The 14,566-nt window shown below is 45.0% G+C and carries 10 protein-coding genes; 9 read left to right on the top strand and 1 reads right to left on the bottom strand.

Features of this window, described 5'->3' with window-relative positions; genetic code table 11:
• Positions 1–21 precede the first annotated feature (21 nt).
• The 6 genes from JT26_RS09685 to pgk all read left to right on the top strand — a co-directional run bounded on the left by JT26_RS09685 (position 22) and on the right by pgk (position 9,249).
• Complete coding sequence (locus tag JT26_RS09685) at positions 22–1,098, top strand: DUF2027 domain-containing protein (protein WP_036849320.1); 1,077 nt, start codon at positions 22–24, stop codon at positions 1,096–1,098.
• 1 nt (position 1,099) lies between these two features.
• On the top strand, positions 1,100–1,645 hold the full coding sequence (locus tag JT26_RS09690) for a CYTH domain-containing protein (protein ID WP_052110511.1): 546 nt from the start codon (positions 1,100–1,102) through the stop codon (positions 1,643–1,645).
• On the top strand, positions 1,642–3,771 hold the full coding sequence (locus JT26_RS09695) for a S46 family peptidase (protein WP_036849322.1): 2,130 nt from the start codon (positions 1,642–1,644) through the stop codon (positions 3,769–3,771). Before JT26_RS09690 ends, JT26_RS09695 begins: the two co-directional genes overlap by 4 nt.
• A 111-nt stretch (positions 3,772–3,882) precedes the next feature.
• A complete protein-coding gene (locus JT26_RS09700) occupies positions 3,883–5,646 on the top strand; it encodes a bifunctional UDP-sugar hydrolase/5'-nucleotidase (RefSeq protein ID WP_036849324.1) in 1,764 nt (587 codons plus the stop codon).
• 6 nt (positions 5,647–5,652) lie between these two features.
• Positions 5,653–7,845, top strand: coding sequence for a bifunctional (p)ppGpp synthetase/guanosine-3',5'-bis(diphosphate) 3'-pyrophosphohydrolase (locus tag JT26_RS09705; protein ID WP_036849326.1), 2,193 nt, complete (start codon positions 5,653–5,655; stop codon positions 7,843–7,845).
• 144 nt (positions 7,846–7,989) lie between these two features.
• Positions 7,990–9,249: a phosphoglycerate kinase gene (gene pgk / locus JT26_RS09710; RefSeq protein ID WP_036849327.1), complete on the top strand. Its 1,260-nt coding sequence runs from the start codon at positions 7,990–7,992 to the stop codon at positions 9,247–9,249.
• A gap of 64 nt (positions 9,250–9,313) precedes the next feature.
• Here the strand turns inward: pgk and JT26_RS10865 are convergent, their stop codons facing one another.
• On the bottom strand, positions 9,314–9,490 hold the full coding sequence (locus tag JT26_RS10865) for a hypothetical protein (RefSeq protein WP_160217659.1): 177 nt from the start codon (positions 9,488–9,490) through the stop codon (positions 9,314–9,316).
• 524 nt (positions 9,491–10,014) lie between these two features.
• Between JT26_RS10865 and JT26_RS09715 the strand changes: the two genes are divergently transcribed.
• The 3 genes from JT26_RS09715 (at position 10,015) to cdaA (ending at position 14,159) form a co-directional block, all read left to right on the top strand.
• Entirely contained in the window at positions 10,015–12,351 is a 2,337-nt protein-coding gene (locus tag JT26_RS09715) for a carboxypeptidase-like regulatory domain-containing protein (protein WP_036849329.1), read from the top strand.
• 170 nt (positions 12,352–12,521) lie between these two features.
• Complete coding sequence (folP, locus tag JT26_RS09720) at positions 12,522–13,391, top strand: dihydropteroate synthase (RefSeq protein WP_036790777.1); 870 nt, start codon at positions 12,522–12,524, stop codon at positions 13,389–13,391.
• A gap of 3 nt (positions 13,392–13,394) precedes the next feature.
• Positions 13,395–14,159: a diadenylate cyclase CdaA gene (gene cdaA, locus JT26_RS09725; protein ID WP_036790775.1), complete on the top strand. Its 765-nt coding sequence runs from the start codon at positions 13,395–13,397 to the stop codon at positions 14,157–14,159.
• The last annotated feature ends 407 nt before the right edge of the window (positions 14,160–14,566 follow it).

A 14,566-nucleotide genomic window follows, 5' to 3' on the forward strand; every position in this document is an offset into this window, starting at 1 on the left:
AGTGAAAAAATAGAGACGTGAATGAAAATAAAAATAGGAGATACAGTAAGATTTTTAGACAGTGTAGGAGGAGGAGTCGTTAAGGCCTTCTGCTCCGGAAATGTGGTTATGGTAGAGACCGAAGATGGTTTCGACGTTCCCGTTTACGAAAACGAGGTGGTAGTGATAACGCCCGGCAGCACGTTGGTTCCCAAAGCAGAGTTGAAACTTCCGGTTAAAGAGGAGGTTCGGGTGGAGCATAAACCAAAACCTGTTCACCCAAGACCCACTTCAAAAGCAGGAGAAAAACTCAATATTGTACTGGCATATCTGCCCGATGAGATAAACGAACTCGGAAAGTGTGGCTATGAGGCGTATATTGTAAATGAGAGTAACTATGACCTTTATCTTATTTACAGCACAGAGGATAGAGATACGGGAGAGAGAAAAATGCTCTTCAGTGGTAATATTCCATACGATTCGGTGGAGTACATAGAGTCTTTTGCCGTGGAAGATCTTTCGGATAGAAGACGTATTGCATGCCAGATCATTCCTTATAAAAGCGATACCAAATATGGAGCCAAACCCTGTATAGATGCAGTGGTAAAGCTGGAACCGCAAAGATTTTTCAAGCGTCATGCTTTTGCTCCCAATCCTTACTTTGATGAGGGTGCCATTACATTCGTTTTGATGAATGATGATAAGGAGGCTCCTCGATTTGAGATCCGTTCGGAAGATATACAGAGTAAGATGGACGAAAAGATCAGGCAGGATCAGAAGATAAAAGCAAAAGCCAAACCGGTGATAGACCCCAATGCTCCTTTGGTAGTGGATCTGCATCATCATGAACTGCTCGATACCACAGTGGGTATGGAACCGAAGGATATACTGGAGTATCAAAAACGAACCGTGATAGAGACTATGGAAGCCAATCTAAAGTTTCCGGGTAAAAAGATCATCTTTATTCACGGGAAAGGGGATGGCGTACTGAGGAAAGAGGTAGAGAAGATCATGAAGAGCAGGTATGACTTCTGCTCCATGCAGGATGCCTCTTTTCAGGAGTACGGATTCGGTGCCACTCAAATCACCATAAGGAAAGAACAGCGTAAGCAGAGGTAAGATGGCGATAGAGAAAGAGCTGAAATACATCGCAAAAGAGGGATTTGAACCTTTAGCCATAAAGAAACAGGAGATGATTCAGGGCTATCTCTGCTCACATCATCAAGGGTTAAATCTCACTCTTCGCGTTCGTGTGTCAGGAGATAAAGCCTATCTTACCATAAAGGGTATGCCGTTGGAGGAAGATCCCTCTTCCAGAAACGAATACGAATATGAGATCCCGCTAACGGATGCAAAGGAGATGCTTAAAATGTCTCTCTATCCGCCGATACATAAGATAAGATACTGGATACCCTGGGAAGGATACACCTTTGAAGTAGACAGATTTCTGGGAGAGAATGAAGGACTTATCACGGCAGAGGTAGAGCTGTCTCCGGGACAGGATCCTCCCGTAAATCTGCCGGAATGGATATGTGCCGAGGTTACGGGAAAAGGAAGATATTATAACAGTGCTCTCTCTCGTCTTCCGTTCAAACAATGGGACAGTAAAAGAAAGTCCCACTATACAAGCATTCAAGAACAACATAATACTATAAAGGAAAAATGAAGAAAACGATGATCTCAAAAGGTCTGAAAGGATTGATTGCAGCGGTAATATTGCTGGTTTGTTCCGGTGGTTATACTTCTGTCCGAGCCGACGAGGGTATGTGGCTATTACCTCTTATGAGTAAACAGAACTACAATAAGATGGTGAAAAAGGGATTGAAGCTCAGAGCTACCGACATATACAACCCCAATGGAACATCCATAAAGGATGCGATAGTGATATTCGATAGAGGTTGTACAGGCAGTATTGTGTCAGACAAAGGCCTTGTATTTACCAATCATCACTGCGGATACGATCAGATACGTGCGCATTCCACCGTGGATCAAAACTATTTGAGAGATGGTTTTTATGCTAACAGCATGAAGGATGAGCTTCCAAATCTGGGAACCACAGTAACATTTACGGAACGTATAGAAGATGTCACAAAATATGTCGATACTTTTTTCGATAAACACAAGAGCCTATCTCCCAAAGCAACGGAAGCGGAAACACTCAAGCTGATAGGGGAAACATGGTACAAGGAGATCATTGGCGGAGAAATGCCGTTCGGTACACAGGTTTCTCTTCGTCCGTTCTATGAAGGGAACAAACACTATCTCTTTGTACAGAAAGTGTATCACGATATACGTCTTGTCGCGGCTCCGCCTTCTTGTGTAGGTAAATATGGTGAAGATACAGACAATTGGGTTTGGCCGAGACACTCCGGCGACTTCAGCGTTTTCCGTGTTTATACCGACAAGAATGGCAATCCGGCAAAGTACGATCCCGATAATATTCCTTTGAAACCAAGGAGATATCTTCAAGTTGCAAGTAAGCCCGTGGCAAAAGGAGAGTTTGCAATGGTTATAGGATTCCCGGGACGCACCAATCATTTCTACACTACAAGCGAAGTGGTAGAAAGAAGAGACATAGACAATGACATACGCATAAGAATGCGTGAGATAAGACAGAACAATCTCCTTGAAGAGATGCGCAAGGATGAAGCTCTGAATATCATGTATGCTTCCAAGTATGCGTACAGCACCAATGCTTATAAGAATGCCATTGGAAGCAACTGGGCTATAAATAAAATGCAGCTGGAGAAAGTGAAACAGGCACAGACCGACAAGCTTATCCGATATGCCGAAAAGAACAATAAGCCGGAGTACAAAGCCGCGGTGGCAACCATAGAAAGAATGGTCAAGAACAGAGCACATGTCCGCAAGCAGATGTGGTTGATAGACGAAGCGTTGCTGAGAGCTGTGGAGGCTATATCCGTTCCGATCATTCCCAAAGAGGAGATAACCAAGCCGAATGTAGAGAAGGCTCTGAAAGCTTATGACGATTTCTTTAATAAAGATTACAGCAGAATGCTGGACGTCAAAGTTATGAAAGCAATGATCAGAGCTTACATGGTAGAAACAGATGTAAACGATCTTCCGGGTGCTTTGAAAGATGTAAAGAATGTGGAGAAGTATGTGGACGATCTTTGGAACACTACCATCTATCGCAGCAGAGAGAGTTATCGAGAGTTTCTATTCAACTTCTCTCCTGAGGTTTATCTGAAAGATCCTTTGGTGCGTCTTGTTACTTCTGTGCGCAACAGATACAACGGACTGAAAGAAGCACTTGCTCAGGAAGACAAGTCTTTTGCAGAAGCAAGAAAGATATATGTCAAAGGATTGTTGGAAATGGAGGGAGAGCTGAATCTTTGGCCCGATGCCAACTCCACTCTTAGATATACTTTTGGTAAAGTAGAGGGTTACTCTCCGAAGGATAACGTGTTTTACGGACACTCTACAACGATGGAAGGTGTGCTGGAAAAATATGATCCCAATAATCCCGAGTACGCTCTTCTTCCCGATATAAAGGCTCTGGCAGAAAAGCCTGAGAATAGAAAGAAACGTGTGAACTTCTGTGCCACAACACATACTACGGGAGGAAATTCCGGAAGTCCCGTTATAGATGCCTACGGAAGACTTATCGGTCTCAACTTTGATAGAAACTGGGAAGGAGTTGGAGGAGATATACAATATCTGCCCAACTATCAGAGAAGCATCATTTGCGATGTAGACTATGTTCTTTTTATCCTGAATGATTACCTTGGAGCAGACAGACTCATCAAGGAGATGAAGATAAGAAGGTAACGGTACTCGTACACAACCTGCTTTTAACAGACTATTTACGAAAAGACTACATCTTGTCTCCTGGGTGAGTACAAGAGTAGTCTTTTTCTGTTCCGAAACAACAAATACAAGATGCAAAACAAAAAACAATTCTATGACTGGAAGAGAGTCTTGGCTACTCTTCTTCTCCTTTTTACTTTACCTCTCTTCTCTCGGTGCGATAGCACGAAGAAAGAGGATGTAACCCTGACCATTCTGCACACTACCGACCTGCATGGCAATGTTTTTCCGTACAACTTCATTCAGGATGAGCCGATGAAAGGGAGCTACTCCCGTATATCCACTTATGTAGATTCCGTCAGGAAGGCAGACAAGAACATGATTCTTCTTGATGCCGGAGACATCCTGCAAGGTCAGCCGACGGCTTACTACTACAACTTCATGGATACGGTCTCTTCTCATCTTATGGCAGACGTGCTCAACTATCTGAAATACGATGCCGTAACAGTGGGAAATCACGACATAGAGACAGGGCATCCCGTCTATGACAGATTTGAAAAGGATTTGAACATGCCGTTTTTGGCTGCCAATGTTACGGATACATCCACAGGAAATCCTTACTTCCGCCCCTATACCACAATAGAGAAAGATGGCAAAAGGATAGTTATACTCGGTCTTACTACACCATCTGTACCGAACTTCCTTCCCGAGTCTCTGTGGAAAGGTATGCGCTTTGAAGATGTTGTAACAACGGCTCAAACATATATCCGAGAGATAAAAGAAAAGGAGTCTCCGGATATGATAGTTGCACTGCTGCACGCAGGAAGAGGGAAAAAATCCAATCTTGAGGAACCTCTGTTAGAGGATGCAGGCTATGCTCTCGCCACTCTCGTGCCGGAGATAGACCTTGTATGCTGTGGGCACGATCACGCTTCCTATATAGATTCCGTGGCACATCCTCAGCACCAAAAGCATACTTATGTCATCAATCCTGCTGCCGGAGGATCTTTTATCTCACAAACCAAAGTAACGTTTACCCCTAACGGCATTCGGATAGCGCTATCTCTCGTTCCTCTTGATAATACCAAGCCGTCCGAAGAGTTTATAGAAAAGTTCAAGAGTGAATACGATGCCGTGAAGAAGTTTATCTCTTCTCCGGTCGGTTTCACTACCGAACCGATCTCTTCCCGACCGGCATTCTTCGGACCGAGTGCCTTCGTGGATCTCATCCATCGGGTACAGCTCTCTCAGTTTGAAGATGCGGATATCTCTTTCTCTTCACCCCTTACCATGAACACAGAGGTCAGACAGGGAGAGATTTTGATGCGAGATCTTTTCAAGCTGTACAAGTATGAGAACACCACCTACCTTCTTTCTCTTTCGGGAGAAGAGGTCAGATCTGCGCTCGAATACTCCTACGCTTCCTGGATTCGTACCGCCAAGCCGGGAGAAGAGAGCTTTTTGCTCTTCAAGCAGAAAGAGACAGGGCACAAGATGACCAAGCTCCAAGAGCCGTACTACAACTTCGACTCCGCTCACGGCATACGCTACACGGTGGACATTACCAAGCCGGTAGGAGAGCGTGTAACGATACTTTCTCTCGAAGACGGCACACCGTTCAAGATGGATAATCAGTACAAAGTCGTTGTCAACTCCTATCGTGGAAGCGGTGGAGGCGGTATGCTCACAAAGGGTATCTCTTTAAGCAAAGAGCAGCTCAATGGTCGCATCCTGAGAACATCCGAAAAAGATCTTCGCTATCTCCTGATGCAATATTTGCAGACGCACAATCCTTTGACTCCCCGACCCTCTTCCACATGGAAGTTTGTCCCGGAAAATATGGCACGCACTGCGGCTGCAAAAGACAGTCTTTTACTTTTCACTCCGGAATCATAACACACCATGTTTACGTCGAACGAACAAGCGCAACTCATCACCCTTGCCAGAGAGCTTCTTTCTCACAAGGAAATCTCCGGGCATCCCAGTCGAAAATGGATCCTCGATACCATAAAGAAAAGTGTCGAAGAGGGACATCTCGATAGAGACAAGAATGGTATATCGGGGCTTCACAGGCATCTCCGCACTGCTATTTTCGCTCTTGAAGAGATCGGTCTTGGGGCAGACTGTGCCGTTGCCATACTCTTGTATCGTTCGGCACACAAGGGAGGACTTTCGCTTCAAGAGATCTCCAAAAATGTGGGAGAAGAGGTAGCGCACATGATAGCCCTGTTGCTCAAGACATCGGAGCTTTATGCCAGAAACACGGCAATAAACTCCGAGAACTTCCGCAACCTTTTGCTCTCTTTTGCCGAAGACATCAGAGTCATCCTCATTATGCTTGCCGATCGTATGGTACTCCTTCGTCTTGTGAATAAGATACCGGACGACTCTTTTCGCATTGCTCTTGCCATGGAGGTCTCTTTCCTTTATGCTCCTCTTGCACACAGACTCGGCTTGTATGTTATCAAGAGCGAGATGGAGGATCTCTGCTTGAAATATACGGACAGAGAGACTTTCGACTTCATCAAAAAGAAGCTCAACGAAACGAAAAGAGATAGAGACGCCTACATTGCAAGATTTATAGCTCCCATCAAAGAGCGACTGCAAAAAGAGGGACTGCGATTCCAGATAAAAGGGAGAACCAAATCCATATCCTCCATTCGGAATAAGCTCAAAAAGCAACAGATCGAGTTCGAGAACATTTACGATTTGTTTGCCATACGCATTGTGATAGATGCTCCGGTGCAGAGAGAAAAGTCGCTCTGTTGGCAAGCCTACTCGGTTGTAACGGACATGTACAGACCCAATCCGCAGAGGCTCAAAGACTGGATTTCCGCGCCCAAGAGCAACGGCTACGAGAGTCTGCACATAACCGTGATGGGTCCGGAGAACAGATGGGTCGAGGTACAGATCCGTACCGAACGTATGGACGAGATTGCCGAAAAAGGTCTTGCCGCCCACTGGAGGTACAAAGGCATCAAGTCGGAAGACTCTTTGGATGAGTTCATGAAAGGTGTTCGCCAGCTTTTAGAAGATAAAGAGCATCAGAGTGCCGACCTTATCAAAGAGTTTAAGATGGACATCTACGACAAGGAGATCTATGTCTTTACTCCCAAAGGCGAGCTTATCAATCTTCCCAAAGGTGCCACCGTGCTCGACTTTGCCTTTGCCATCCACTCCGGTCTGGGGTTGAGATGTGTCGGAGGTAACGTCAATGGCAAGAATGTTACCATTAAGTATGTACTCAATAACGGAGACAGTGTCCGCATTCTCACATCCGGAACGCAGGAGGCTAAGCCGGACTGGCTCAAGTTTGTACAGACAGCCAAAGCGCGGAGCAAGATCAAGCAGAGTCTTAGAGAGAAGTCGGCAAAGTCCATAGAGTTTACCAAGGAGGAGCTGGCACGTCGATTCAAGAACAGAAAAGTGGAGCTGGACGATGCCGAACTCTTCCGTTTTATCAAAAAGAAAGGCTTCCGCACCGTTACGGACTTCTATCTTGCACTTGCAGAAGGCAGTATAAGCCTCAATCAGGTAGTGGACGAGTACAAGCAGATCATAGATGAAAAGAGCATCCCGGCAGAGAGCCGCACCCAACGCAGTGCGGAAACATTTGTCCGTACCACTCTTCCGGAAGAGATCGCACAGGGTCAGGATGTCCTCGTCATAGACAAAAACCTTACCGGCATAGAGTACCATCTGGCGAAGTGTTGCAAGCCGATCTTCGGGGATAAAGTCTTTGCCTATGTCTCCACCAACGGTATCAAGGTGCATCGTATGGACTGCCCCAACGCTCCCGATCTTTTCCAACGCTTCGGATACCGCATCCTTCAAGCCCAATGGGCAGGGGCAGGAAATGCCGGATACGAGGTTACTCTCCGTGTGGTGGGCAATGACGATATATCCATAGTCTCCAACATCACCGGGAATATATCCAAGATAGAACAGGTAACCCTGCGCAGCTTCAACATAGAGTCGTATGACGGTCTCTTTGTGGGTACGTTTGTGGTCTATCTGAAAGACTATAATGCCCTTACCTCTCTTACAAAAAGGGTCATGGCGGTCAAGGGTGTAAAGTCCGTCGAACGCATATAGCCCTACTCCTAAAGGAGGCAGAAAGAGAAACAACGAGTACGGATCAAAATCTTTACCTCTTGATAATCTTTCGGATACAAAGACATTTCTTTTGTGTAACTTTGCAGGACAAGTATGTTCCGTAAATTATTATAATAGACAAGCATGGCAATAATAGAAAACTTCAACTTCAAAGGGAAGAAGACCTTTGTTCGTGTGGACTTCAATGTACCTCTCGACGAACACTTCAACATTACAGACGACACTCGTATGCGTGCCGCCCTCCCCACTCTGAACAAAATCTTGAACGACGGAGGAAGACTCATCGTGGGCTCCCATCTTGGACGCCCGAAAGGTGTATCCGATGCACTCTCGCTCTCTCATATCGTAGAGCATCTGTCGAAGCTGTTGGGTCGCCCCGTGAAGTTTGTCAAAGACTCTGTCGGTTCGGCGGTAGAGGCAGAAGTGGAAGCACTCAAAGAGGGAGAGATCCTGTTGCTCGAAAACCTTCGCTTCTATGCGGAAGAAGAGGGAAAGCCTCGCGGACTGAAAGAAGATGCTACCGATGAGGAGAAAGCCGCGGCTAAGAAAGAGATCAAGGCGAAGCAAAAAGAGTTTGCAAAGGCTCTTGCCGACCTTGCCGACGTTTATGTCAACGATGCTTTCGGTACTGCTCACAGAGCACATGCCTCTACGGCACTCATGGCAGACCACTTCGATAAAGATCACAAGATGTTCGGCTTCCTCATGGGAAAAGAAGTAGAAGCCGTTCGCAATGTGTTGGATAACATTAAACGCCCGTTCACAGCCATCATGGGAGGCAGCAAGGTATCTTCCAAGATAGGTATCATCGAAAATCTCCTCGATAAAGTGGACAACCTTATCGTATGCGGTGGTATGACCAACACCTTTACCAAAGCAAGAGGAGGCGAGATAGGCAACTCCATAGTAGAGTTGGACAAGCTCGATGTAGCTCTTGCCATTTTGGAAAAAGCCAAAGCAAAGGGTGTGAATCTTCTTTTACCTGTGGACTCTGTCGTGGCAGACGATTTTAGCAACGATGCTAAACATCAGGTCGTAAAGAGCAATGAGATCCCTGCCGGTTGGGAAGGAATGGACATCGGTCCCGAGACAAGAAAAATGTTCGGAAAGGTTATCGAAGAGTCCAAAACCATTCTTTGGAACGGACCTTGCGGTGTCTTCGAGATGGATACCTTTGCAGAAGGATCACGAGAAGTGGCTCTCTCCATCGTGGAAGCTACCAAGAAAGGAGCTTTCTCACTGATAGGCGGAGGAGACTCCGTGGCTTGCGTCAATAAGTTCGACCTTGCAGACCAAGTCTCATACGTATCTACCGGAGGTGGTGCTCTTTTGGAAGCAATCGAAGGAATAGAGCTTCCGGGTATTGCGGCTATCAACAAGTAAATCTCTTTGTACAACGATAAAAAGCCTTTATCCTCATGGATGGAGGCTTTTTTTATTGTTCCATTCACAGAGATACGTTTCTACTGCTTGTTTTCAAGCCCTTGGTAAGCAGCCGGAACACCCCTCCGGCATTGCTTTTGTTCTCTCGAAGATCTCCCGGAACAAGTAGAGAGCACCAACCCACTCCCCTCTTTTTGCGTGCAGCACCGTATGGAAAAAGAATTTCCCTTTTTCGCATCATTCGCCAAACACTTTAATATCTTTCTCTATACCTGTTCATATCTTTCTCCGAACCTGTCCAAATCTGCAAATCAAACCTTGCTTCTCACACATCAACGCTTGATTTCTAAAAACCAAGCCCCGACTTCTCAAAGTCAAACCTTGATTTCCTCACTTCAACCCCCGATTTCCAATCTTAAACCCGATCAGGCAGATTTATAAACGTATATAAGCTGAAAACTCATAACTTTTACAGCCATTCCGAAAGAGGAGAGAGATGATTGTAAATGCTGTGATGTTGATTGCCGGACAGAGCAGACAGATGATAAACTGGAGTTGCTGCCGAGATTTATAAAGGATGGTTTTGTATAATTAGGCACTTTTTTTAACTTTGCCTCCAATAAATATCAGATCTCCGAAAGCATCCGACTCACCTCTTTGAAAGGAGCAGAACCAAGCCGATTACTGACTTTTATCTCCCCGAAATCCGGTGTTTGATGCTTTTGATAAGGTCATGAATCCGGACTATTCTAAATCTCGGCTAAAATGAAACGAACCAAGCTCCTGTTTGCTATCTTGTGCACTCTTTTTTTTATCTCGGCTACGGCTCAATCTTTACGTGTAGAGGGTTTTGTCCTACTCACACCCAAAGAACCGCTTGAATTTGCTTTGGTTGCACTTTATGCGCCGAATGCCTCACAGCCTCTTCGGTTCACTTATACCGATAAAAGAGGCTACTACTCGATGGCAATACCCTCTTCTGATAAATATATTGTGGAGGCACGCTATGTGGGGTACAAAAAAGAGAGGAAAGAGATACAGATAAAACCGGAGTCGCCCCTGTTGCGTCAAGATTTTGAGCTGGGATCTCCTGAGGGAGAAGTGGGAGAAGTGGTCGTGCTGGGAAAGCCTAAGGAGGGAATAGATAAGAAGAGCTACTATTTCAAGCCTAATCAGATAGCTTTGGCACAAAATCTGTTGGATTTGGCTTTAACGCTGCCTCAGGTGAAAGCAAGTGCCCGAACGGGAGAAATTGTCTCTGCTTCCGGTGATGTTGCACCTGTTGTTCTTATCAATGGTCGGCATGCCACTCACGAAGAGCTGCGCTCCATACCTCCCGGTAAGATAATCCGCATAGACTATTTCGACATAGCGCCTGAGAGATACAACACGAGAGGAAGTGTGATAGATGTTGTTACCAAACCTCTTGATGACGGTCATCAAGCCGGAGTAGAAGGGATGACCTCTCCTCTATATACGGATGTCATTGCAAACGGCTATTATAGCTACAATAGAGGGATGCACAGACTTAAACTCTTTCTCAAGGGACTGTACAGGAATACAAGATTGGGAGAGAAGGATGAACAGAGCACGCGGTACGAAGCAGATCAGCCATACTCTTTCCGAACAGATGGTATCTCACACAAACGTCTCGAAAACTATCTGTTCAAAACGGCTTATTCTCTGAACCAACCCAATAAACACTATCTGGAGATTGCTCTCTCTTCTTCTCTGGAGAAAGTGGGCGATAACCGGGAGTATGATGCATACAGCCGCAAAGGAGCGCAGGAGGTGTTGCGTAAAGGATATACCAACAGCTTGGGCAAAGTGTTCACGCCGGTCGTTGATCTCTATTACGACCGGACATTGACGGGAGGACGCAGACTCTTTTCCAATGTCGTATATACCTACAATACGCTCCACTCCGATTATGATCTGAGTGAGCGGAACGAAACGAACCATGCAGACGCTTTGCGTGAACGGATAGAAGGGAGCACTTCCAAGCATTCCGTGATAGGGCAGGTGGAGTATGCTCATCCGTTTAAGAACAGCAGATTGTACATCGGAACTCAAATGATGTACTCCCAAGCCTCTTTTGCCATAAAGGGAACAAGCACGGGAGAGAGCGTGGATCTGCAGCGCCAGTTCCGAGATCAACTCTATTTGACATGGGAGGGCAACAGAAAGCGTTTCTTTTACCGTATTGTCCCTGCCGTCTCGATGCACTATGCTTCTGCGCACAGAGGGCTTGAAGAGGATCGGCTTTGCTTTTACTTCAATCCGAGAGCCTTAGCAGGCTATAATCTGCCTCATGGTCATCGGTTGAGATTGGAGGTTGAAACAGCCAATCTTATCCCGGATTTGGGTAGTACGACCGAAGTAACGCGGCAGGTTCGAGAGGTTTTTTTTGTGAGAAATAACCCTCTTCTCCAAAACAGTTATCTCTCAACGGGGCGTCTCTATTACGATTGGGGTAATGACTATGTGGATCTGTCCGGTCGGCTGGTCTATAATCACACCTCCGGAGATTGGATTACGACATTTTTGAAAGAGAGGATCAATGGTAAGGAGGCTGTTGTTCAACAACGGATCAATGCTCTCTACTCCGAATCTTTAGCTTTACGCACATCGGTTTCTATCAAGCCATTGGGCAATGAGCAGCTGCAAATACGTCTATATGCTCAGCCTCGATATCAGCACTATTCTGTTTCCAAAGATCAACAACTCTCTTTCTTCTCCATCCCTTCCGGCATTAGTCTTCTCTATCAAAAAGATCGTTGGGGAGTGCAGGGAGATTTGGATCTGCCTTATAAAAGGCTGTACAGCTACTTTATTTCATCTTCCGGTTTTTATAGCTCGCTGTCCGGCTTCTGGAGAAAAGGTTCATGGAATGTCCGGTTGGCATTGGAAAATCTGTTTGTCCCCGAACTCTCTGTCACTGAAAACCACTCCTTTCTCCGTTTACAAGAGACCACACGCTCCATAAAGAGAGACAACTTTTGGAAAGGAAGTATTGCACTGACTTATTATTTCTCTATCGGTAAGGAGTATAGAGGTGGTAAGTCTCTTGAAAATGAAGATCTTGACAGGGGCGCATTCTAAATAAAATCAGATATAAACAACCTCAAAGCCGCTTTTTAAGCAGGTGTACCGAAGTGAAAGAACACCTCAAAAACGAGCGAAGGATGCGTTAATCCGGTATATATAACATTCTGTAAAAAGGTATCAGAAATATCAACTATCTTTGTTGAAACGAACACTCCGTAATATAAATGATACCAATAACCCTGAATCTAAAGGGAAAACTTTATAATCTGACAAGTGAGCCCATCGTAATGGGTATTATGAACACGACGCCCGACTCTTTCTACTCGGGAAGTCGTACAGCTTTAAGGGAAGAGAGTATTCTTGCCAAAGCGGAACAGATGATTTTAGAAGGGGCTTCTATTCTCGATATCGGAGGCTACTCTACCCGTCCCGGAGCCTCTCCCATATCGGAAGAGGAAGAGTGGAAGCGTGTAGAACCGGCACTGAAAGCTTTGGAAAGGGAGTATCCGACCCTTCCGCTGTCTGTGGATACATTTAGAGCCGGTGTGGCGCGAAGGGCTGTGGAAAAGTATGGAGCAGCCATTATCAATGATGTTTCGGGTGGAACATTGGACGGCAATATGTTCGACACGATGGCAAAACTTCAAGTGCCTTATATCTTGATGCACATGAGAGGAACTCCATCAACGATGTCTTCGCTTGCTCAATACGAAGATGTTACTCTCGATGTTATAAGAGATCTGGAGGCTAAAAGGTATCAGCTTCGCTCTCTCGGTTTTCAAGCTGATATTATAATGGATCCCGGTTTCGGATTCAGCAAGAATATTGCACAAAACTATGAGATGCTTCACAATCTTAGATGGTTTGAGGTGTTTAATGCTCCTTTACTCGTAGGAATATCAAGGAAAAAAATGATATGGGAACTGCTTGAGATCTCTCCGGAAGATGCTCTTAATGGTACTACCATACTTAATACCGCAGCTCTTCTCAATGGTGCGCATATTCTCCGAGTCCATGATGTGAGAGCGGCTAAAGAGGCGGTGAGAATAGTGCAAGCAATAGTTGATCCTACGAATCTAACATCACGACTATAATATATGAGTTGGTTTCAATTTGGCATAAAGGATTTTATTGACATCCTTCTGGTTACGATCCTGATGTATCAAGTACAAAAGTCTCTGCGATCCTCCGGATCTAAGACTCTTTTCTACGGATTGCTGGCATTTTTAGTGATCTCAATGGTTGTCTCTTTCCTTAAGATGCGTCTTCTCGGCTCTATTTTGGATTTTGTCTCAACGGGAGGAGTAGTGCTTGTCGTAATTCTTTTTCAAGATGATATAAAGAGATTTCTGACTCTGCTTGGCTCTCGTGGTCGCTGGTCGCATCTGTTTAAGGTGTTTCTTAAAGGGGCAGATAATAATACGCAAGTTACTGCAGAGATCGCTGCCATTACACTTGCCTGCCTTAATATGAGTAGGAAAAAGAGCGGAGCACTCATCGTAATCAAACAAAAAGATGGTCTTGAGCAATATGAACATACGGGTGAGCGTATAGATGCAGCCGTTAATGCCCGTCTGATCGAAAATATTTTCTTCAAGAACAGTCCCCTGCATGACGGGGCGATGATCATTAGCGGTAAGAGAATTGTATCTGCCGGCTCTATCCTTCCGGTATCTCATTCTTCTGAAATACCCAAGGAGATGGGACTGAGACACCGCTCCGGTCTCGGCATGGCAACGGCTACCGATGCCAAGGTGATTATCATTTCTGAAGAGAGAGGTAAGATATCCATTGCTCACAAAGGAGTGCTCACTCCTAATATTTCTACGGAAGATCTTCAGAAGTTTTTACAGCAGAAATAGGCGCTGTTATCAATAATAGTTTTGAGAGAGTAAAAATATTTTTCTCTTTTTGTTTGGCTATTAAAAAAGATATTGTATCTTTGCATCCCCAAAACGAATGAGAGGCTGTGGTGACAGCGATGTCCGTTCGTTGAAATGAGAGTTAGAAAAATTTTTGAGAAAAATTTTTGAGAAAAGAAAAGTTGTTGTAACTTTGCTCTCCGGACTCCCTTATGTAGGAGAGTCTTTGAACTGAGATCATAGATATATTGGATACAAGATTTTCAACAAGTAGTACAAGGGAAATATCTCTATGTTAAGTAGAGGACATTACCCGTCAACTATTACCTGGGAAATATATTAAGGATACTGAGCATAGGAATAAATAGAAACAAAATGACAAAGAAGAGTTTGATCCTGGCTCAGGA

The organism is Porphyromonas sp. COT-108 OH1349, from assembly GCF_000768755.1.
GTDB classification, from domain to species: domain Bacteria; phylum Bacteroidota; class Bacteroidia; order Bacteroidales; family Porphyromonadaceae; genus Porphyromonas_A; species Porphyromonas_A canoris.